At 37.3% G+C, this 20,810-nt stretch carries 17 protein-coding genes and 5 tRNA genes; 9 read left to right on the top strand and 13 right to left on the bottom strand.

Features of this window, described 5'->3' with window-relative positions; translation table 11 throughout:
• Positions 1–137: 137 nt before the first annotated feature.
• Positions 138–1,328, top strand: coding sequence for a putative solute-binding protein (locus tag AC2G3J_RS14720; RefSeq protein ID WP_419329054.1), 1,191 nt, complete (start codon positions 138–140; stop codon positions 1,326–1,328).
• Between the two features lie 190 nt (positions 1,329–1,518).
• A complete protein-coding gene (locus AC2G3J_RS14715) occupies positions 1,519–2,133 on the top strand; it encodes a YiiX family permuted papain-like enzyme (RefSeq protein WP_483770212.1) in 615 nt (204 codons plus the stop codon).
• A gap of 85 nt (positions 2,134–2,218) precedes the next feature.
• Here the strand turns inward: AC2G3J_RS14715 and AC2G3J_RS14710 are convergent.
• The 9 genes from AC2G3J_RS14710 to pyrC form a co-directional block, all read right to left on the bottom strand.
• Positions 2,219–2,294: transfer RNA gene (locus tag AC2G3J_RS14710), tRNA-Glu, on the bottom strand.
• A gap of 42 nt (positions 2,295–2,336) precedes the next feature.
• Positions 2,337–2,412, bottom strand: a tRNA-Glu gene (locus tag AC2G3J_RS14705).
• A 130-nt stretch (positions 2,413–2,542) separates the two neighbouring features.
• Positions 2,543–3,445 carry a lipase family protein gene (locus AC2G3J_RS14700; RefSeq protein ID WP_483770211.1) on the bottom strand — a complete coding sequence of 301 codons (903 nt, stop codon included), beginning with the start codon at positions 3,443–3,445 and terminating at the stop codon, positions 2,543–2,545.
• A gap of 131 nt (positions 3,446–3,576) precedes the next feature.
• A complete protein-coding gene (locus tag AC2G3J_RS14695) occupies positions 3,577–5,001 on the bottom strand; it encodes an amino acid permease (protein WP_056514257.1) in 1,425 nt (474 codons plus the stop codon).
• A gap of 335 nt (positions 5,002–5,336) precedes the next feature.
• Positions 5,337–5,412: transfer RNA gene (locus AC2G3J_RS14690), tRNA-Glu, on the bottom strand.
• A gap of 673 nt (positions 5,413–6,085) precedes the next feature.
• Positions 6,086–7,513, bottom strand: coding sequence for an amino acid permease (locus AC2G3J_RS14685; RefSeq protein ID WP_336952679.1), 1,428 nt, complete (start codon positions 7,511–7,513; stop codon positions 6,086–6,088).
• Positions 7,514–7,675: 162 nt separating this feature from the next.
• A tRNA-Glu gene (locus AC2G3J_RS14680) sits at positions 7,676–7,751 on the bottom strand.
• A gap of 20 nt (positions 7,752–7,771) precedes the next feature.
• Positions 7,772–8,431, bottom strand: a complete 660-nt coding sequence (gene rnt, locus AC2G3J_RS14675) for a ribonuclease T (protein ID WP_483770210.1) — start codon at positions 8,429–8,431, stop codon at positions 7,772–7,774.
• Positions 8,416–9,450 (bottom strand): dihydroorotase, encoded by a 1,035-nt coding sequence (gene pyrC / locus AC2G3J_RS14670; protein WP_483770209.1) that lies wholly within the window; start codon positions 9,448–9,450, stop codon positions 8,416–8,418. The genes rnt and pyrC overlap by 16 nt, the downstream gene beginning before the upstream one ends.
• Before the next feature lie 524 nt (positions 9,451–9,974).
• Between pyrC and AC2G3J_RS14665 the strand changes: the two genes are divergently transcribed.
• From AC2G3J_RS14665 to AC2G3J_RS14655, 3 genes are all read left to right on the top strand, one after another.
• Positions 9,975–11,006: a L,D-transpeptidase family protein gene (locus AC2G3J_RS14665; protein ID WP_483770208.1), complete on the top strand. Its 1,032-nt coding sequence runs from the start codon at positions 9,975–9,977 to the stop codon at positions 11,004–11,006.
• A 164-nt stretch (positions 11,007–11,170) separates the two neighbouring features.
• Complete coding sequence (locus tag AC2G3J_RS14660; protein WP_336952673.1) at positions 11,171–11,752, top strand: DUF4112 domain-containing protein; 582 nt, start codon at positions 11,171–11,173, stop codon at positions 11,750–11,752.
• Positions 11,753–11,805: 53 nt separating this feature from the next.
• Positions 11,806–12,159, top strand: coding sequence for a bleomycin resistance protein (locus AC2G3J_RS14655; protein WP_336952672.1), 354 nt, complete (start codon positions 11,806–11,808; stop codon positions 12,157–12,159).
• Between the two features lie 167 nt (positions 12,160–12,326).
• On the opposite strand, the gene htpX is transcribed toward AC2G3J_RS14655, so the two are convergent.
• Together htpX and AC2G3J_RS14645 are read right to left on the bottom strand one after the other, a co-directional pair.
• Positions 12,327–13,232, bottom strand: a complete 906-nt coding sequence (gene htpX / locus AC2G3J_RS14650; protein ID WP_336952671.1) for a protease HtpX — start codon at positions 13,230–13,232, stop codon at positions 12,327–12,329.
• Between the two features lie 309 nt (positions 13,233–13,541).
• On the bottom strand, positions 13,542–14,375 hold the full coding sequence (locus AC2G3J_RS14645) for a lytic transglycosylase domain-containing protein (protein ID WP_483771087.1): 834 nt from the start codon (positions 14,373–14,375) through the stop codon (positions 13,542–13,544).
• A 538-nt stretch (positions 14,376–14,913) separates the two neighbouring features.
• Here AC2G3J_RS14645 and ttcA point away from each other — a divergent pair.
• The gene (ttcA, locus tag AC2G3J_RS14640) at positions 14,914–15,822 is read left to right on the top strand and encodes a tRNA 2-thiocytidine(32) synthetase TtcA (RefSeq protein ID WP_004722379.1); all 909 of its coding nucleotides are present in this window, start codon (positions 14,914–14,916) and stop codon (positions 15,820–15,822) included.
• Between the two features lie 225 nt (positions 15,823–16,047).
• The gene (locus AC2G3J_RS14635) at positions 16,048–16,431 is read left to right on the top strand and encodes an SCP2 sterol-binding domain-containing protein (protein WP_004722377.1); all 384 of its coding nucleotides are present in this window, start codon (positions 16,048–16,050) and stop codon (positions 16,429–16,431) included.
• Positions 16,432–16,514: 83 nt separating this feature from the next.
• Here AC2G3J_RS14635 and AC2G3J_RS14630 read toward each other — a convergent pair whose 3' ends face one another.
• A complete protein-coding gene (locus AC2G3J_RS14630) occupies positions 16,515–17,624 on the bottom strand; it encodes an MltF family protein (RefSeq protein ID WP_336952668.1) in 1,110 nt (369 codons plus the stop codon).
• Positions 17,625–18,178: 554 nt separating this feature from the next.
• Between AC2G3J_RS14630 and greB the strand changes: the two genes are divergently transcribed.
• Both greB and AC2G3J_RS14620 read left to right on the top strand, forming a co-directional pair.
• Positions 18,179–18,652 (top strand): transcription elongation factor GreB, encoded by a 474-nt coding sequence (gene greB / locus AC2G3J_RS14625; protein WP_419329036.1) that lies wholly within the window; start codon positions 18,179–18,181, stop codon positions 18,650–18,652.
• A gap of 111 nt (positions 18,653–18,763) precedes the next feature.
• Positions 18,764–18,853 (top strand) — tRNA-Ser (locus tag AC2G3J_RS14620).
• A 16-nt stretch (positions 18,854–18,869) separates the two neighbouring features.
• Here the strand turns inward: AC2G3J_RS14620 and AC2G3J_RS14615 are convergent.
• On the bottom strand, positions 18,870–20,078 hold the full coding sequence (locus AC2G3J_RS14615; RefSeq protein ID WP_483770207.1) for a tyrosine-type recombinase/integrase: 1,209 nt from the start codon (positions 20,076–20,078) through the stop codon (positions 18,870–18,872).
• Positions 20,079–20,810 lie beyond the last annotated feature (732 nt).

Genomic DNA, 20,810 nt, shown 5'->3' with positions numbered 1-20,810 from the left:
AAAGCACTTCAATTACGCTGATAAAAAAATTCACGTGAGTGATGATTATGGATAACCACGAAAATAAACAGGAAAAGATCATGCACAGTAAGCTCAAACAAAAGTTTAATCCTTTGTCACGACGGTTTGTTATCTCAATGCTTGCATTGACGAGCACTTTACCATTTATTACTTATGCAGCTCCAGCAGCTCCAAAATTGGACCTTGAATTGTCTGCACATTCAAAAAATAAAATTAAAACCTTAATGAATGATCCAAAAGTTTGGCAACAGATTCCTAAAACAGTCACGCTGTGTGTATTTTCTCCAGATGGTGCCAATAGTGAAGCTTTTGAACAAGCGACCAGTTATATCAGTGAATTGCCACGTATTACCCAAATTGCCAAAGAGTTTGGGGTAGATATGAAAATTACCCGTCCAACCAAATTATCGATGCGTATTGATTTAAATTATCCAAAATTAAAGAAAACTGCTTCAACTGATATTAATTTAAGGGTTTATACCGATGAACGTGTATTAACTGAGGATTTTCGAAGTAAACGTTGTGATGGAGCTGGAATCAGTAACATTCGTGCGCGTCAGTTTAACCCTTTTGTGGGGAGTATTGATGCCATTGGGGCAGTGCAAAACTATAAGCAATTAACTACAGTGATCCAGTTGCTTGCACGCCCAGAGTACGATGCAAAAATGGTGAATAGGGATTATGAAGTCGTAGGGATTGTTCCGTTAGGTGCGGCATATATCATGGTCAATGATCGCCGTATTGATACCTTATCGAAAGCAGCAGGAAAAAAAGTAGCGGTCATGAACTTTGACGGCACTCAAAAGAAGTTGGTGCAAAATGTCGGTGCACAACCTGTTTCTGTTGACCTATTAACAGTGGGTGGAAAGTTTAATAATAAAGAAGTCGATATTATGGCGGGGCCTGCTTTGTTATTTAAGCCTTTAGAATTGAAAAAGGGCATGACTGATAAAAATGGTAATGTAGTCGGTGGCATTATTCGCTTTCCTTTGATACAGGTGACAGGCACGTTAATTATGCATCGGAATAAGTTCCCTGCAGGTATGGGGCCAATTGCACGGGAAATGATTTCTAAACAGCTCAGCCCAGCATTTCAATTTGTTGATAAACTGGAGCGAGAAGTTCCAGATAAATATTGGTTTGATATTCGTGAAGCGGATAAACCGGGCTATATTAAGATTATGCGTGAAGCCCGTATTCAGATGACAAAAGAAGGCTTCTATGACCCAACAATGATGAAAATTTTGAAAAAGGTTCGATGTGGTCAAACCCCAAGTAGTTTTGAATGTGCTTTAAATGATGAATGATCGGGTTTTGATGACATATTAAGTCAAAAGCAAAATCACAAACAGCTGATATTTTTTATTTGAATTGAAAAGTGAAAGAGCAAAATGAAAGTTTATTTTGCTCCTTTTTTATTGCAAAGTTTAGGCAATTCTTTATTACTCTGTTAGATTAAACCCAAGATAAAGAAGATCAAAATTAAGATTTGAAAAGATGTTAAAAAAACAATTCAAGTTATTCCTGTTGGCCTTGTTATTTTGTTCTACCTCTGTATATGCAACACAATATCAGACAGGGGATATTATATTTCATACTTCTAAATCAGCACAAAGTCCGGTAATTCAAAAAGCCACACATTCACCATATAGTCATATGGGAATGATCGTGATTAAACACGAGCAAGCTTGGGTTTTAGAAGCCATTCAACCTGTGAAATATACACCTCTGCGGCAATGGATCAATCGAGGTGTAAATAAAGCTTATATTGTAAAACGTTATCAAACTGAGTTGACAGCAGAGCAACAACACAAGTTAGTCAAACAAGCTGAGACTTATTTAAATAAGCCCTATGATGTTTATTTTGAGTGGAATGATGATGCAATTTATTGTTCTGAAATTGTATGGAAAGCTTATCAATACGCTTTAGGGCTAGAACTGGCACCCTTGGAAAAATTACAAAGTTTTGATCTCACAGATCGAAGTGTTAAAGCGCTCATGCACCAACGATATGGACAGCATATTCCATTGCAAGAAACAGTGATTGCGCCAAGTGCAATTTTTAATTCAAAGAAACTGAAAACGGTTGACTCGGTTGCTGGTTTGAATTGATTGGAAATATAGTAGACATAAAAAAACCTGAATCATGATGCTCAGGTTTCTTATAAGAAGAGGTATATAGATACTTGCTTGAATGTGGCGACCCTACGGGGATTCGAACCCCGGTTACCGCCGTGAAAGGGCGATGTCCTAGGCCTCTAGACGATAGGGTCAATAAATTGAGGCTGACTCTTGAAACAAAACCACTAAATTAATGGCGACCCTACGGGGATTCGAACCCCGGTTACCGCCGTGAAAGGGCGATGTCCTAGGCCTCTAGACGATAGGGTCGTTTCAGAGGTGGGCGTATATTAGGGCGAATACTGGAACGTGTCAAACTTTTTTCTACAATAAAAACTGAAATTACGTTTATATGGATAAAAACAAAGCAATATGACCAATGTGGTTAAAATTAATACCATTATTGAGGCTTGCAATACAGCATAGCTTCTAAAATATTCTGAACCACTGCTGGATGTTGTAAATAGCCTGCGATTTGATGGGGAGTATGAATAAAAGTTGAAATAGCGGTATTTATAATTGCCGGTTGAAAGTCAAAAGGAGCATTGATCAACGGAAAAGCGGTTAAGAAATCATCTGGGGAATAGAAATTTTGCCAATCACCATTTAGACACCTTGGTCTTTTGATAGGTGGAGTCAGTTTAGACTGAATCACTTTAAAGGCTAATGGTGAGCCTAAAGTAATAAAGCGTTGTATCTCGTAGTTTACTTGCAGTTGTTGTAAAAGATTATAGGCAATCACAGTCCCTAACGAATGCGCAACGATAATATACGGTTGATTGGGTTCTAAGTTGGCAAGTATCCGTTGATGGACTTCATCCATAAACTGAGGATTGGCGAGGTATAAATAAGTTTCGATGAGGAATTTATGAATCAGACTTTCATGGAGTTTTGGAAAATTATTTAAAATTAAAGAGAACTCTTTGAGTGCTTTATCTTTTAACAATTGCGAAGCCAAATACAAGCGTTTAGATAATTTTAAGTCGTGATCAGGCATGAAGTAGGGCAATATTGGAATTGCGGGAGAGGCATTTAAAATTGTACTAGGTGGTGGTGTTGTATGTTTATGAAAGTGAAAGTTTACCCATGATTTAGGTAGAAAGCTTTCTAAGTCAAAGCGATTGCTTAATTGGTGTTTAGTGATTAAATCGCCATAAAAAGCTAAGCGAATATCTAATTGCGCTGTTGCAATAGGCAACTTAAGTTCATCAATTCCTTGCTGAAAAATATCAACCCAATGTTGTTTTAAACTTGCAGCATTATAATTCTGCTGGTTCATGCCATGAATAAAAATAATCTTCATTGGGTTTTTTATAGATTGTTATGTTTAATTATTAAATTACGAGTTTAAACTGATTTTGACTATCTTTGAATGTACAAAAAGTGTAGCCCATGGCTACACTTTTTGTTTAGAAATGATCTGATAGGTCTTGTTTAGGATTGTGATTGGTCTTTATATAAGAATGCGTAGCTGATATAGCAAATTGCAATAAAGATTAAACAACAAATAAAGCCAACCACCATTTCAGGATCAAACACCATACTGATACAGGTAATTAAACAGAAGATAAAACCTAAGATCGGCACAATTGGAAACAATGGTGCAGCAAAGCCCAACTCAGCTTTGGTATGACCTTGTTTGTACCATTGACGTCTAAAATTAAATTGGCTGAGACAAATACTCATCCATACCACAACCATGGTAAAAGCAGCTACACCCAACAAGTTTTTAAAAATAGTTTCAGGCGCAAATTGCTCTGAAAGTAAGCCAGGTAGTGCGCCAAACATGGTGACAATCACCGCTATATATGGAATACCGCGTGCATTGACCCTAGAAAATAATGCTGGAAGCTGTTTCTTGGCCGAGAGCGACCACATCATACGTGATGCAGCAAATAACCCTGAGTTTGCAGCAGACAACAACGCAGTAATGATCACAAAACGAATAATGTCTTCTGCGTATGGAATACCAATATGATCAAATACGGTAACAAATGGGCTGCTACTGACACCTTCAGCATGTAATCCTGCCATTTGGTGGGGAAGCAATGCACTAATGACAATGATGGTACCTACAAAGAAAATCAATAAACGCCAAATAGCAGTATTGATTGCTTTAGGCACATTTTTCGCGGGATCTTCAGTTTCACCTGCAGCAACACCAATTAACTCTGTACCCGAGAAGGCAAAGTTAACGATTAACATGGTGGTGAAGATTGGGAATAGGCCTTGTGGGAACCAGCCTTCATCCGTTAAATTACTAAATAACGGTGCTGAAGTATGTCCCTGATAATTTAAAATACCAAAAATTGCCAACAGACCAAAAAGAATAAAAGCAATTACCGTGATGACTTTAACCAAAGAGAGCCAGAACTCAGATTCGGCAAACCATTTGGTTGAGCTCATATTTAAGCCAAACACGATTGCTGCAAAAATCAGCGTCCATAGCCACATGGAGATATGTGGAAACCATTCTTGCATCAGCAAAGCTGCAGCAGTGAACTCAGTCCCTAAAGTTGCTGACCATGTCAGCCAATATAACCATGTGACCGTGTATCCAGTACCTGGACCAATATATCGTTGCGCATAAGTACCAAATGAACCTGACTCAGGCATATGAACAGCAAGTTCACCTAAGCACAGCATCACCATATAGGCAATTACCCCACCGAGGATATAAGAGATAATGGCACCAATAGGACCTGTTTGTGAGATCACCTCACCAGAACCTAAAAAAAGCCCAGTACCGATTGCACCACCAAGCGAAATCATCACCAAGTGACGAGTACTCATTGCTCGTTTGAGTGGTGAAGAATTAGATGATACCTGAGCATCATTTTGATTTGGTGATGACTGCATAAGCTTCAGATGGAAATAAAACAAGAAGCGCGCTATTTTAGCCCAATTCATAAATAGTGCAATGATTGAGTGCTGCTAATGCTCAATAAGCAATACTATAAATCGTAGTGAGTTTATTTTTTTAATAAATAGTTTTTTAAATCAATTATTTATATATAACTCTATGCTGATTATTTTAAATTAAAAATCCAGATTATTGCTGAAAAAACAATCTTTTAAATATGAGAGAGCGGTAGTTTTTAAATGCTTTAAAATACGATAGATATAAAAAAGCCTGAGTCGCATTGCTCAGGCTTTTCTTACGAGAAAGTTTTATATAAAAACAATCTCAAATATGGCGACCCTACGGGGATTCGAACCCCGGTTACCGCCGTGAAAGGGCGATGTCCTAGGCCTCTAGACGATAGGGTCGTGATGAGGTGATGCGTATATTAAGGATAAAAGACTTTTTTGTCAAAATGGATTTAGCGAAAAAACGTCTAACTGATGAATCTATAAGCGAATCATTAGGTATTTGTTTTTAATTTAACCATAAAGCTATTTTTGTTTTTAGAAGAATCCAGATCAAATAAAAAACTGCATTATTTATATATGGATCACTTAAAAATTATGTTGCAGATTAAAAGCCTAAAATACATTCAACCTGTCAAAAAACTTAGCCACAAGAATATAATTTCTCTTAATTAATATCTTAAATTAAATCAATAATGTAGAAAACAAATTGTTTGATTGTAAAAACCTTAAACTACCACACCTTATATTCAAAGTTTAAATACCTTTGCGTAGGCGATACCTGACTTTTCGTAGGAATTGCCAAACCTTGCGCTGCAAACAAAACAGTGCTTTATTTTTGCTTATGTTGGGCGAGGGGGAGGTTCTGGTACCCCCGCATTCTCACACACAACGGGCGACATCTCTGTCACCCACATTAGGATCACCATCTATGATTCAAAAGTACCAATAGTGAATTGATAACCAACAGTTTCAAAAGTTACTAGGAAAACATAAGCTTCATTTATGATTAATGACTTGATAGCAGAAAAATCCATACGGATACGGGTTGATCAGTTATCTATCCTAATGGTTAGTTTTTCTGATGATAAAGCCAGTAATAAGTTGCGTAACACGCTGCCATAAACACTAAGCAGCCAATAAAGCCAGAAAGCATTTCAGGGTCTGCCGCCATACTTAAGCCAGTTGCAGTACAGGTAATAAAGCCAAGAATCGGCACGACAGGATACCACGGGGTTTTAAATTTTAAATCGGCCAATGTTTTACCGCTAGCAAGCCATTTACGTCGGAAATTAAACTGACTCCAACAAATACTCATCCACACGATAACCATGGTAAATGCAGCCACCCCGAGTAAATTTTTAAAGATGACATCTGCACCAAATTGTTCTGACAGTAAGCCGGGTAAACCACCAATCATGGTCACAAATATTGCAACAACGGGCGTACCTGATTTGGTTAATTTGGAAAAAATTCGAGGTAATTGTTTTTGAATTGAAAGTGCCCACATCATACGAGATGCTGCATATAGGCCTGAATTAGCAGTGGATAATAACGCTGTGATGATCACAAAACGCATGATGTCTTCTGCGTAAGGAATCCCAATCAAGTTAAATACAGAAACAAAGGGGCTATTGCTGATCCCTTCACCATGCGCTGTTAAGCCAGCATCTTGATAGGGTAATAATGAACTGATGACAATGATGGTACCGACAAAGAAAATCATTAAACGCCAAACAGCAGCATGAATTGCTTTAGGTACATTTTTTTCAGGATTTTCAGTTTCACCCGCTGCAATCCCTATCATCTCGGTACCATTAAAGGCAAAATTTACAATCAGCATGGTGGCGAAAATAGGAAATAAACCATTGGGTAACCAACCATGTGCGGTTAGATTACTGAATAACGGTGCAGTTTCATGACCATGAAAGGGGATTAATCCAAATATTGCGGTTAGACCGAGTAAGATAAATACCAGTACCGTTGCGACTTTAACAAAAGACAGCCAAAATTCTGACTCTGCAAAAAAGCGTGTTGAGGTTAGGTTGGAAATTAGGACTGCCCCAATAAAGACCAAGGTCCATAACCAGATTGAGGTTGTTGGAAACCATTCCTGCATCAGCATGGCTGCTGCTGTAAATTCAGTCCCCAAGGTAGCAGACCAGCCAAGCCAGTACATCCACGACACCATGTAGCCTGTGCCTGGTCCAATATTTTTAGCTGCAAAAGCACCAAAAGACCCAGTCACAGGTTGATTAACGGCAAGCTCACCTAAGCACAGCATGACCATATAGGCAATTAAACCCCCAATAATATAGGCTATCACTGCTCCAATCGGTCCAGCTTGTGCTATCACTTCACCTGAACTCAAAAATAAGCCGGTACCAATCGCACCACCTAATGACAACATGATCAGGTGGCGTTTGGTCATGGATCTTTTTAAGACAATAGTTTGCCCATCAGCGACAGTGTGCTGATTCGATTGATCAGGTGATTGCATATTTGATGTCATTGAACTTTAAAGAGATATTTTAAATTAAAATGCCAAAATTGACAAAATAAAATAACCCATCAACTTCTAAAGTCTAAAGAAGAGGGATGAAATAAAATAACTGAATCAAGAGGATCAAAACAAGAGAAAGAAATTATAAGAATAATTAGATGGCGACCCTACGGGGATTCGAACCCCGGTTACCGCCGTGAAAGGGCGATGTCCTAGGCCTCTAGACGATAGGGTCGTTTAGAAGATGGCGATATCTTATTGATCCGCCACCAAATTGTCAAGTAAGTGAGGTGCGAGTTTGTTCAAAATATAACAAAACAGTTCAGCCGTCTTTTGAGTATCGTACAAGGCCGAGTGTGCCTCTTTACCATCGAACTCAATTCCAGCTTGAATACATGATTTAGCTAAAACAGTTTGACCAAACATCACCGCACTTAAAGTCACAGTATCAAATACAGAAAAACTATGAAAAGGGTTCTGATTTTTCGTGCCAGTTCGTGCAATTGCTGCTCTTAGAAAGCCCAAATCAAAGTGGGCATTGTGTCCGACTAAGACAGCATGGGTACAATGTTGCTGACGACGTACTTCATTGACGGCTTTGAAAATACGTTTTAATGCTGTTTTCTCATCTTCAGCCATTGCCATACGCATTGGATTAAATGGATCTACACCAATAAAATCCAAAGAGCGACGATCTAAATTTGCGCCTTCAAAAGGATTGATATGAGCATGATGTGCTTCACCTAGAACAAATTTTCCTTCAGCATCATACACAATGGGGATGCATGCGATTTCAAGCAATGCATCGGTATCTGCATTAAAACCTGCTGTTTCAACGTCAACCACAACGGGTAAAAAACCACGAAAGCGTTGTCCAATCACAGGTAATGTTTCAGTTGTCACACCTTTCTCCATTGGATGGTTTTTCCAGCATAAAGTGGAATAATGTGTTCACCATCCAAATAATCTAAACTTTCAGGGATTACCTGATCTTCTTTCACAAGGGTAATCTTATTTGTGTTGCGAGGCAAACCATAGAAGTCTGCACCAAACATACTGGCAAAACCTTCTAGACGTTCAATTTTGTTGACTTGATCAAAAGCCTGAGCATAAAGCTCAATTGCTGTAGGTGCACTATAGCAACCTGCACAACCACATGCATTTTCTTTGGCATTTTTAGAATGCGGCGCACTGTCAGTACCTAAGAAAAACTTAGGGCTGCCGCTTGTAGCAACTTCAAGTAAAGTTTGTTGATGGGTTTGACGCTTTAAAATCGGTAAACAATAAAAGTGCGGTTTTATACCACCGACCAACATATCATTACGATTGAACAGTAAATGTTGTGGTGTGATCGTCGCAGCAACATTACGATCTTGTTCAAGCACAAAATGTGCAGCTTCACTGGTGGTAATATGTTCTAACACCAATTTTAATTTCGGAAATTGTTTAAGTAGCGGTGAAAGTACTTCGTCTAAAAAGCGTTTTTCACGGTCAAAAATATCCACATGTTGATGGGTGACTTCACCATGTAATAGTAATGGCACTTGATGTTCTTCAAGTTGTTCAATGACTGCATAGACCTTGCGAATGTCACTGACACCATTATCCGAGTTAGTTGTTGCGCCCGCAGGATAGAGTTTAATTGCATTGACAAATTGAGATTCTTTGATTTTGCGAACTTCATCTGGAGAAGTATGGTCGGTAAAATACAGCACCATGCGTGGGTCAAAATCAATCCCCTCTGGTACATGTGCCATAATACGCTCACGATAAGCATTCGCTTCATCTACAGTTTTCACAGGTGGAACGAGGTTCGGCATACAAATCGCACGGGCAAATTGTTTGGCTAGATCTGGAACTGTACGTTTTAAGGCATGACCATCACGTAGGTGGGCATGCCAGTCATCTGGCTGAAGCAAAGTGATCGTATTCAAGGCAATTCTTACTGACAAATAAATGAGATGATAATCTATAACACTTTAAAATGATAACAGCTATTTCTAATCAATAATTCAAATTAAATGATTAAAAACAAATCTAAAGCTTATATTTTGTTCGGATTGGTCATGTAGGTGTCATGATTGGGTGCTCATGCTTAGCAGAAAATCTACAACTGTATAACATGGCAATGATTTTCAATTGCTTATTTTGAATTTATTTTAAAATTACAGTTTTTAAATGATGAAATAGTCAAAATGTACTATTGCATATTTTTCTTAAAAAATGATAATAAAGTCATACAAAGATAAACTTCGAACATACATAATTTTCATTTTATGAATAAACACGCTATTGACCTTATACAATTGTGTTTAAAGCCTTGAGAATATAAATGATCCACTCAAGGTGTGTGTGACGTCGCTTTTATTGTCTGAGATCAGTATACTATGTATATGTAATACAATAGTTTATTAGATAAGTACATCAATTATAATATTGAGTTAATAGAGAGCTTTATATGGGCAAGTTTCTGCCAAACCTGATTTGCATCATGTGTCTTGTGGGTTTAAATATTCAAAGTCAAATTTTTGCCAAACAAAATGTTAAAGCTGATAAAAGTCAAGAAGCGATAAAAGCGGACTTAAAACAAGATTGGTCAGTCAATAGTATCAATACCGCCAATTGGTCTGAAAATATTGGTAGAGGACAATTCCCCGTTTATGCACGTGCGCAAGTGATGCTCAATAATTTACATGCTTCACCTGGGCCAATCGACGGTAAAAGTGGCAAGAACTTTTTAAAAGCACTTGCCGCATATCAACAGATTAAAAGTTTAACAATTAGTGGTGAACTGGATAAACAGACGTGGGACAGTTTGTTAAAAAATCAAAAAACTGCAGCATTTGGAACTTATCAAATTACGGCAGAGGATATTAAAGGGCCTTATGCAAAAGCAATTCCGCGAAATTATGCGCAACAAGCAAAAATGCCGGGTCTGTATTACACCCGTGTGAGTGAAATGTTAGGTGAAAAGTTTCATATTGATGAAGACTTTCTTAAACAACTCAATCCAAAAGCTAACTTTAAAAAAGTAGGCGAAACCATCAATGTACCGATCGTACGCAATGATTTGCCTGAGGGTGTGGCCCTAATTATTGCGCATAAACCTGCTCGACAACTTTATTTGTATAATAGTGCCAATCAGATGATTGCATCTTTTCCTGCCACAATTGGTGGTTCTGGTACACCATCCCCAAAAGGGACGCATAAGGTCATTAAAGTTGCCGCAAACCCTGTCTATGGTTATAACCCGAAAAACTTTGTTCAAGGGAGTAACCGTCAAAAGCTGGCATTACCGCCTGGCCCCAATGGCCCTGTTGGCAATATGTGGATTGCTTTAAGTAAACCGACATTTGGTATTCATGGTACGCCGAATCCCTCATTAATTTCAAAGACCGCTTCTCATGGTTGTATTCGTTTGACCAATTGGGATGCCAATGATTTAGGCCGCAAGGTTCAACCGGGGACAGTGGTTAAGTTCTTAGATTAATCTGGTTGTATCTCTGAAAAAAGCTGAGTACTTTAAAACAGTGCTCAGTTTTTTATTGCGCAGATAAAATTTTGCTGCTGTAAATATTAAACTTATACACAACATACTGAATTTATTGGGTATGATCAATTTAACTTAATCATGTCAAAAAAATTGAAATCTTTATGGGTACAGAAAAAAAATTATCTACTCAAGAAGTCATTAAACTTGAACGAGATTTGGCTAAATTTGCCAATATGATGGATTCGGTGGTGCGCATTCCATTTACCAAACAAGGGGTGGGGGCTGATGCTGCACTCAGTACCATACCCATCGCTGGTGATATTGCAGGCTTTGTATTGACTTGTTATGCAGTTTATAAAGCTAAACAGATTGGTGTGCCTCAAGCAAAACTCAATGGCGTGTTAAAATTGGCTGTGATTGATGGGGTTGTGGGATGTATACCCATCGCTGGAACCTTATTCGATATTTTTATTCGGCCCAGTCGTAGAGCTTTAGATGTTGTACATGACCATATTCAAGAAGAATATCAGATTTATAGCGACGATCATGTAGTTCACCCATTTTTACACGAGAAGCTGGAACAAAAGCAACAGCAATCTGCATTTTGGCGTAACCCTGTTATTGCTTGGATTTGGATTCATATTCCCGATATTTTAGGCTTGATTGTTTTGATCCTGATTGGACTTGCAATGTGGTTTGGCGTAAATATGATATGGGATTGGTATCAAAGCTATCGTGCTTAAATTCCAACAGTGAACTGATTTGAAAATGTAGATATTAAAATACAGAGGTGATCATGCAAGATTATATTTCGGCAAACCTTCCTGCTATTGATTTTGATCATACTCGTAAATTTTATGCATTTTTAGGCTTTCAGTGTGATTATCAGTCTGCACAATGGATGATCTTAAGCAAAGACAGTTTGCTTGTTGAGTTTTTTCACCACCCCAATCTGAATCCAAAAGAATCATGGTTTAGTGCTTGCTTAAGGACCCATGTCCTACCAGATTTGTTTCATTATTGGCAAGGCTTAGATTGGGCACAATTCCCAGAAGCAAAAATAACTGAAATTCAGTATCTCGGAGAAATTGATATGTTTTGTGTAGTTGATCCGAATGGTAGTTTAATTCGTTGCATCCAATTAGATTAATTCCTTCAGTTGTTATAGTTATTGGTATTTAAAGAAAGATAGGTAGATAGAAATTGTGCGGTAAATAGCGGACAAGCAAAATTAAAATATGATGTAAATAAACAGAGCCTCCATATTGGAGGCTCTGTTTTTCTATCGATCACTACAATTTAGCGATAGCGTATAGATTAAGGTAAATTAAGTTGACGTAAAGCGGCAACACGTTGCTCGATGCTTGGGTGAGTTTGGAATAAAGCTGCCAAACTGAAACCTTGCTCTTTACCTTCTGCGATAGCAAAAGCTTTCATTTCTTTCGGCATTTGATCTGGCATTTCAGATTCAGCCTGTAGACGCAATAAAGCGGAAATCATGGCTTCTTTACCTGCAAGTTGAGCACCAGCTTCATCTGCACGGTATTCACGATAGCGAGAGAACCACATCACGATTGCCGAAGCCAATATACCGAAAACGATATCAAGCACGATGGTAATTGCAAAATAAGCAAGTCCTGGTGCTTCACCGTCTTGACGGCCAAAGACGTTTCGGTCAATAAAATCACCAACCACACGGGCAAAGAACATTACAAAGGCGTTCACTACACCTTGAATAAGGGATAAAGTGACCATGTCGCCATTGGCAACGTGACCAATCTCATGCGCAAGTACGGCACGCAATTCATCTTTGTTCATGCGTTCCAGTAAACCTGATGAAACCGATACAAGCGCATCGTTTTTATTCCAACCTGTGGCAAACGCATTCGACTGATAAGATGGGAAAATACCAACATCTGGCATTTGAATACCAGCACGTTGTGAAAGTTGAGCAACCTCTTGTAATAACCAAACTTCGGCTTGGTTACGAGGAGCATTCGGGTCAATTAATTCAGTACCTGTGGTTTTTAACGCCATCCATTTGGACATAAAGAGGGAGATTAAAGAACCTACCATACCAAACACTAAACAGATGACCATCAGGTTGCCTAATTTAAGACCGCCAGCGCCGTGGTAACTACCAACACCTAATAATGATAGGATAATGCCAGCTACAACCAGTACCGCGAGGTTGGTTAGCAAAAACAAACCAATCCGCATCATGGAGAGAATCCTCTTATAAATAATAAATAATATGATGTATTAAAATAAATCATGAAATTCAATATGAGGTTTAGATGACTAAAATTCAAGAATAATGAGAAAAATTGATCTGATAAAAAATGAGAAAATAAAATGAAATGGATAGTGGATAAGAAATTTATAAAAAAAAATAGACAAGATAAAAAAAGATTCTCGGTATTAGAGAAAACATTATTTTTTTAGCAATTTGTTGAAAATATGTAATTGCATAAATTACATACTTATTTAAGATATAAACAAACTCTATTTTGGAAATAAAGTCTGATTTTATCAGTTGCCAATAGTGATTTGTGCTGTCGCACTGGCATGCGCTGTTGAATAAGAACCCGCAGGTGCATCCGTGTATGTTCCATCAGAGGCAATAATAATCGGTCGAGAACTATATTTAACCTGTTGAATAGGTGAACTGTTGCTGATTTGTTGTACGGTTTCAGGTTGATTTGATTGTGCAATGATTTGCCCAGCACCCGTTGAAGTGTCGATATTATTTGCAGTTAAATTTAACCCGCCAGCATATAGGTTATTTAAACGACTGGTCACACGTTTGACATAGTCTTGGGTTTCACGGAAGGGTGGAATACCACCGTATTTATCCACATTACCCTCACCAGCATTATAAGCAGCTAAAGCTAAACTGGTATTTCCATTAAATCGTTTCATTAACCAACTGAGATATTTGGCACCACCAAAAATATTCTGCTGTGGATCATAAGAGTTTGACACATTGAAGCGACGTGCTGTTGCAGGCATAAGTTGCATTAAACCTTGCGCACCAACAGGGGAACGTGCATTGGTATTAAAACCGGACTCAGTATGCATCACTGCTTTGATTAAGCCTTCTGAAACACCATGTATCTGTGCAGCTTGACGGATAATACTGTCAAATGAGTTTTTACTTTTACTATAACTTGGCAGTACTGCGGATTCTGTGCTTCCCCAGTTGCTATAACTGTGAATATTGCTGTCTTTATAATAAGTCACTTTGACTTTTTGCAGTGAGCGATCTGAGTTCTTCCGATTGGTGAGTAGGGTTGTACCATTTTGGTCTTTGTAGAAATAAATTTGGCCTGCAAAACTTTGCGATGTAAATGAAGCGAAGCTCATACATCCTAAAATTGACACTAACGAACCCGTAATTAATTTTTTCATTTTGTAGTAATTAAAATATTTCCCCAATTTTTGGGAGTTTAACAAAGTTATTGAACAAGAAAAACAATGAATTGAGTTTTAACAATACAATTGCAAAAAAGCAAGTGCTATTTGTTGGCATATTAATCAAAAAAAATTTTATATTTTTTTTAAAATATATTTATTGACTATATTAAGCATTTGAAAAATATACATAAAATTTAGTGGTTAAAAAATGATCAATCTAAAGAGAATGCCCATCATTGCGTGAGAAAACTTTGTCAAGCCCCAAACAATCCACAATTTTATCCACAGGTTTTGTGGAAAACTGTGGAAAAGTCCAAAAGATAAGCACTTCGGCTAAAAAATGAACTGAGCCGTCTATTTTAAATGTGGAAATACGACAGGAAGATGACCAGATAAAAATAGATGCAAAATAAAAAAATCTTTAGATGCGGTTGACGTTCAAATCAGATAAAATTGCCCAGTATTTTTTAATGGGTTTATCTCGTCTATGTACTCGCCAGTTGAGTCCGAACAAGGATTTAATTTTAAACCAGAGCTTCCAACAAGTTCAGCTTATTATCGTCTTTTGAAAAAACTTCGTCGTCAAGTCGGCCATGCAATTCGTGACTTTAAAATGATTGAGGAAGGCGATAAGGTAATGGTCTGTGTTTCTGGTGGGAAAGACAGTTACACCTTGCTTGATATTTTGTTGCAATTTAAACGTATTGCACCGATCAACTTTGATGTTGTCGCAGTGAACTTGGATCAAAAGCAACCTGGTTTTCCTGAAGATGTGTTACCGAAATATTTGGAAGAAAACAATATTCCTTATTATATTTTGGAAAAAGACACCTATAGCATCACCAAGCGTTTGACCCCAGAAGGTAAAACCTATTGTGCAGTGTGTTCACGTTTACGCCGTGGTTCACTCTACGGTTTTGCGCAAGAGATTGGTGCGACCAAAGTGGCATTGGGTCATCATCGCGATGATATCATTGCAACGTTCTTCTTGAATCTATTCCATGGTGGTAGCTTAAAAGCGATGCCACCAAAATTACTGTCTTCGGATAAAAAGAACATTTTGATTCGTCCTTTGGCTTATGTCGAAGAAAAAGACATCATCAAATATGCTGAAATTCGTAAATTCCCGATTATTCCATGTAACTTATGTGGTTCTCAGGAAAACTTACAACGTGCCATGTTAAACGACATGCTACGTGGTTGGGATAAACAATATCCAAAACGTTTGCACAGCATTTTTGGTGCATTGCAGAATGTTTCACCATCTCAATTGGCTGACCGTGATTTATTTGATTTCGAAAAATTGGATGAAGAACGTGAATTCGATATGAAATGTGATACGGAAGAAATGAAAAAACGTTTAGATGTTGTAAATCTTAGTTTTGCAGCAGATTGATCTTTTTTGCCAATTAAATGAACGAATCGGGCATTCATATTGAGATGAGTGCCTGATTTAAAAAAATAAAACGATAAAACCGATAAAACATGAACAGTCCGTACAAAAAACTTTAGCCCAAATTGAAATTATCATGCTATAACATTGGGCAAGCAAAACTGCTTCAACCTGATGTTGTCTGGATAGATAACACAATAAATTGAATAAATAATTTGAGGAATGAACATGCCTGCATTTTTAACTGATGATTGGTTTGCAAATGTTGAAAAATTAACTGCTGAAGCAGGTGATTTAAACTTACCACCAGCACTTTCAGGTTTAGCAATTAATTTGGTTGTTGCAGATGCAGATGGCAACACTGAGCTTGCTTTAGACGGCGGAAAAATCGTCAAAGGTAGTTCTGCAAATGCGAAAACAACATTGAACATGGATGCTGAAACGCTTCGTAAAGTATTCTTAGAATTTGATATGGCTGCTGCTATGCAAGCATTTATGACAGGCAAAATCAAGGTTCAAGGTGATATGTCTCAATTGATGGCTTTACAAACAGCGAAGCCAAGCCAAGAGCAAAAAGATTTATTTAAGAAAGTATTAGAGCAAACTGCTTAATCCTTTTAAAATAAAAAAGCTTACCCAAGAGTAAGCTTTTTTATTGCCTGATTTTTACAAATCCAATCTATTTAATATACAGATTAAATTTCTAATAATCGAGGTGTGGTTTTAATGTGTTCTAAATAAGCCCGAATACGTGTGACATACTGTACTGCTTGCTTATAACGACCATTACTTGCTTGATTACGTGTCAAATAATTATAAAGATTCATCCAGTCATTAGGATCTTTACCTTGTGCTTTGATACGCTTTTGAATACCTTCAACCGCACCAGGACCCATATTGTATGCAACCAACGCATACCAATGACGATCTGGATTACGAATATAAGAATAACGACTCAACATCATATCAAAATATCTTGCGCCGCCTTGGATACTCTGAGCGGGGTCACTACGATTACTTACACCCATTTCTTTGGCTGTAGTATTGGTCAACATCATCAAACCACGGACACCTGTGGGAGAAACAGAGTCTGGTTTTAAATATGATTCTTGATAACCAATTGCAGCAAGTAGGTGCCAATCTAAGCCATATTGCTGCGCAGAGCGCTTAAAGCTGGCTTTATAAATCGGTAGACGAGAACTTAGGTCACGTTGGATCACGTTCCAATCGTCCTTCTTGACAACATTACGATTATAAAATGAGGCAAGTTGCTGAGTTGAACCATTTTGTTTGCTTTGGCAAATGAAACCACTTGCTGTTGCTGTTAATGGGTCTTCAGCTTGTTTAAATACCCAATTCAATTCTGGGTTTAAACCATTACTTTTTAAACTGTTGAAATCACCACAGCTTGCTGAAAATGAGGTTAAACGTTCTGCTTCAATTGTCTGCATATTTGCAGTGGTAATCGCAAAATTAGCTTTACCTTGAGCAACCATTTTCAATGCTGTTGCATTGTCTGAAACCGTTTTAAACTCAAGTTTAACATTTAAACTTTCAGCATAGTTATGGGCTAAGTCATAGCCGAAGCCATGCTTATAGTCTCCATCCTTAAACACGATGCTTGGATTGGAAACTGCAACTACAGTTAATTTACTCGAATTAACTACAGCATTGTATTGATTGTTCTTACTCGCATTAATGCTAAAAGGAATTAATGCAGTGGTTAAAACTAATGTTTTGATTGGCAGCGCACGAAAAAATGAGTTAAGGCTAAGCCTCGACCCAGAGGTTGAACTACTGTGCATGTTGTCTCCGCTACAAGTAATTTATTGCCCTAAAAAGTCATAAGCACAAAAACACCTAAAAACTTTTTATAGTTGGTAAATTCAATAAGGGTGGGCAGTCATGAACGTCATTCAAAAAATGACATGTGGGATAGAAAGATTTTGCAGAAAAACTACAAAATTAAAAAAATAAACTCATAAAACATGTGCGCATAATATAGGCGGTTTTTAGATCTGTCAAACTTTGTATGAAAAATGATCAATTTTAAATATTTAAGATTATGATTTTTAAAGGAATATTTTTTTAATAATTACGTGGATTTTAAAGCTGAAATAGCTTGTCAAAAACTGTAAGGAAATATTCCAAAGTTAAGTTAAGATTTACCACTTTTAAAACGTTTTTCTGTTGAATTTTATGTGCGAATTTAAATAGGAAAAAAAGGATTTTACCCCTTTTTAAACCTTAAAATGCAAGATTTTTAATCTGACATTTTTACTGTATTGGTTGTAGACTATAAAAACATTTTTTCAAAAATAAGTATCAAGTGCATATATATTGTGAATGGTTTTAAATCATGAAATCAAATTTAATTACCCGTTCAGGGCATGATCTGTTGGTTGCTGAGTTACAACATCTTTGGCGAGAAGAACGACCTGAAATTACTAAGAAAGTAACATGGGCTGCAAGTCTAGGTGACCGTTCTGAGAATGCTGATTACCAGTATAATAAACAGCTACTTCGAAAAATTGATCGTCGAGTACGTTATTTGGGTAAGCGGCTAGAAGAATTACGTATTATCGATTTTTCTCCAGAGCAAGCAGGCAAAGTGTATTTTGGGGCATGGGTTGAAATTGAAAATGATGATGGTGAACAGAAAACCATACGTATTGTCGGGGTAGATGAGATTTATGATCATCATCCACAACATGTATCAATTGACTCACCGATGGCAAGAGCTTTGCTTTCAAAACAAGTGGATGATGATGTTGAAGTCGTAACACCTTTAGGGAAAAAACGTTGGTATATCAATTCAATTCGTTATGAGTAGCTTGAATATTCATCAAATCAGTAAAAATTGACTTTATTTTGTACACTTGATTGAAGAAATACTGAAAAAGATTTGCCAAGTCGCAATTTTATTTATATGATAGCCGCCATTGGAAGCGTGGCAGAGCGGTTTAATGCACCGGTCTTGAAAACCGACGAGGGTGTGAGTCCTCCGTGAGTTCGAATCTCACCGCTTCCGCCAAATATCTTAAAGGGAATCAAATACATAGTTTGATTCCCTTTTTCTTTGGCACAATTTTGGCACTATTCGAAATTTTAGCAATCTCTTCTTTGTTCTTATCTGAATTAATCCACTTCGCATAACGCTTCATAAGCATCACCAAACTATGACCAAGCTGTGAAGCCACATAGACTGGATTAAGTCCATTCATTAAGCATACAGTCGCATAAGTATGACGAGTGTTATAGGCAGGGCGGTAGCGTATGCCGTTCGCTTTCAATGCAGCCACAAACTTTTCACTCAATGATTTTTGCGTAGTAAATTCCTCACCAGTCTCATCACAAATAAATACATGCTCGTATTTGAGATAAGTTAGTAATCTGAGTTGTTGGAATGCTTCAAATGCAAAATCATTCAAATCTACAAATCGGGCCTTATTAGTTTTAGTGGTTTCCTGCTGAACGCCGTTCACACGACCTTTATTGATGTGAATCTGCTTATTCAAAAAATTTACATCCTGCCAAGTGAGCGCGATAATTTCTGATGGACGGCAACCTGTCCAAAATGCCACTACAAAATACCAATACACAGTTGGATAGTCTGCAAGATATTTCTCTCTTAACCAGTTCAGTATTCTTTCCCTTTCAATTTCATTAAATGGATCAGGTTCAGCTTCCTGCGTTTTCTGATTTTTTAATCGGTCACAGGGATTCTTATCAATAATCTCATCATCATGAGCTAATTCGAATGCACCACGTAATGGAATCAAAGCATCGTTTCGAGTCTTAGCCGATGACCATTCACGCCCATTGACGGCGCTACGCAACATTTGGCTGGTGATCGTATTAATTGGCATGTCAGCAAATAATGGCATCCACAGCCGTTCCAAAATTGATAGATATTTTTTCTTGGTGCCGTGCTTATGATCTGAAAGGTTATAAAGGTATTCTTGGGCATAGTGAGTGAAAGTAGGGCCATGTGACGCTGGCAATGATTCTTGCGCAGCGTCAGCTTTTTTGATGGGTTTGACTGTAACCGCTTCGATATCTTCAATCTTTAAGATTCCGTACTTGGCCTTAGTTACAAAATCTTCTCTAATCTTAGCCGCCTTACTGAAGTTGGCTGGTGTGTCTGCGAGGTCGAGGGTGAACCACTCGCGTTTACCGTTCCATTTAAAATTAATCTGTATCTTGCTGCTTCTTGCTCTTGTACCTTTTGGTAGACCTGAGCTGCTTGTTCGACCCATGCGTTGTAACCTTTTAAGCTATATAAAATTTTTCGATCAGATACTTTTACCCATACTTTTCCCTCATCCCATTGTGGACGTAGGTTTTTTAGGTTCGAGATCTGTTCGCCCGTGAGTTCGCAAAACTTTTCCGCGGTGACCCAGTCAACGAGTTCAAAATGTTTATTCATTGTTGAACCTCCGCAGTCGTATTCGAAAGTCTTGCTACAGTTTTTGTATATCTAATAATTAATTTTATTAGATAAAGATCTTTAATCATTTTGACCTCTTCAATTTTTAACTTGGTTGAAGAAAGCCTTGTTGTCTTAAAACCCTTATTTTGGTAATTAGGATCTGAAGAGTAAAACAAGTTTCTATACTTTGAAAGCTAGCATATTTTTTTATATAAAAATGATTTTGGTGTAAAAGATCAAAAAAAAGGTTTATTTCCTAAACTGGTTTTATGTTTATTATAATAGTAATTAATCTTTTGTATGATCTAGGTTGCTTTTAAAATTTGAAGTTTGGTTTTTAAACTTTAGGGTGCTTGGTTTTTAATGTTTAAAGGTCGTTTTTTATTTTTAGATAAATATTTCATTGGATTTAGATTAATTTTTATTAAATTTTAATGCATGGTTTGTCTCTATTAAACTTTTTTTAATAAATTTAAAGATTTTTAGAGTTGAAATAATTTATTCAGTATTTTTTCTACTAAATGTATGCTTTTGAAAAACATTTCATAATTATTTTCTT

This window comes from Acinetobacter legionensis (assembly GCF_057165765.1).
Note: the sequence above shows the minus strand (reverse complement) of the source record. Positions and strands in the feature narration are given on the sequence as shown.

Coding starts and splice junctions, on each gene's coding strand:
- AC2G3J_RS14720 (WP_419329054.1), top strand. CDS start 138: ATGCTTGCATTGACGAGCACTTTACCATTTATTACTTATGCAGCTCCA.
- AC2G3J_RS14715 (WP_483770212.1), top strand. CDS start 1,519: ATGTTAAAAAAACAATTCAAGTTATTCCTGTTGGCCTTGTTATTTTGT.
- AC2G3J_RS14700 (WP_483770211.1), bottom strand. CDS start 3,445: ATGAAGATTATTTTTATTCATGGCATGAACCAGCAGAATTATAATGCT.
- AC2G3J_RS14695 (WP_056514257.1), bottom strand. CDS start 5,001: ATGCAGTCATCACCAAATCAAAATGATGCTCAGGTATCATCTAATTCT.
- AC2G3J_RS14685 (WP_336952679.1), bottom strand. CDS start 7,513: ATGCAATCACCTGATCAATCGAATCAGCACACTGTCGCTGATGGGCAA.
- rnt (WP_483770210.1), bottom strand. CDS start 8,431: ATGGAGAAAGGTGTGACAACTGAAACATTACCTGTGATTGGACAACGC.
- AC2G3J_RS14665 (WP_483770208.1), top strand. CDS start 9,975: ATGGGCAAGTTTCTGCCAAACCTGATTTGCATCATGTGTCTTGTGGGT.
- AC2G3J_RS14660 (WP_336952673.1), top strand. CDS start 11,171: ATGGGTACAGAAAAAAAATTATCTACTCAAGAAGTCATTAAACTTGAA.
- AC2G3J_RS14655 (WP_336952672.1), top strand. CDS start 11,806: ATGCAAGATTATATTTCGGCAAACCTTCCTGCTATTGATTTTGATCAT.
- htpX (WP_336952671.1), bottom strand. CDS start 13,232: ATGATGCGGATTGGTTTGTTTTTGCTAACCAACCTCGCGGTACTGGTT.
- AC2G3J_RS14645 (WP_483771087.1), bottom strand. CDS start 14,375: ATGAGCTTCGCTTCATTTACATCGCAAAGTTTTGCAGGCCAAATTTAT.
- ttcA (WP_004722379.1), top strand. CDS start 14,914: ATGTACTCGCCAGTTGAGTCCGAACAAGGATTTAATTTTAAACCAGAG.
- AC2G3J_RS14635 (WP_004722377.1), top strand. CDS start 16,048: ATGCCTGCATTTTTAACTGATGATTGGTTTGCAAATGTTGAAAAATTA.
- AC2G3J_RS14630 (WP_336952668.1), bottom strand. CDS start 17,624: ATGCACAGTAGTTCAACCTCTGGGTCGAGGCTTAGCCTTAACTCATTT.
- greB (WP_419329036.1), top strand. CDS start 18,179: ATGAAATCAAATTTAATTACCCGTTCAGGGCATGATCTGTTGGTTGCT.
- AC2G3J_RS14615 (WP_483770207.1), bottom strand. CDS start 20,078: ATGGGTCGAACAAGCAGCTCAGGTCTACCAAAAGGTACAAGAGCAAGA.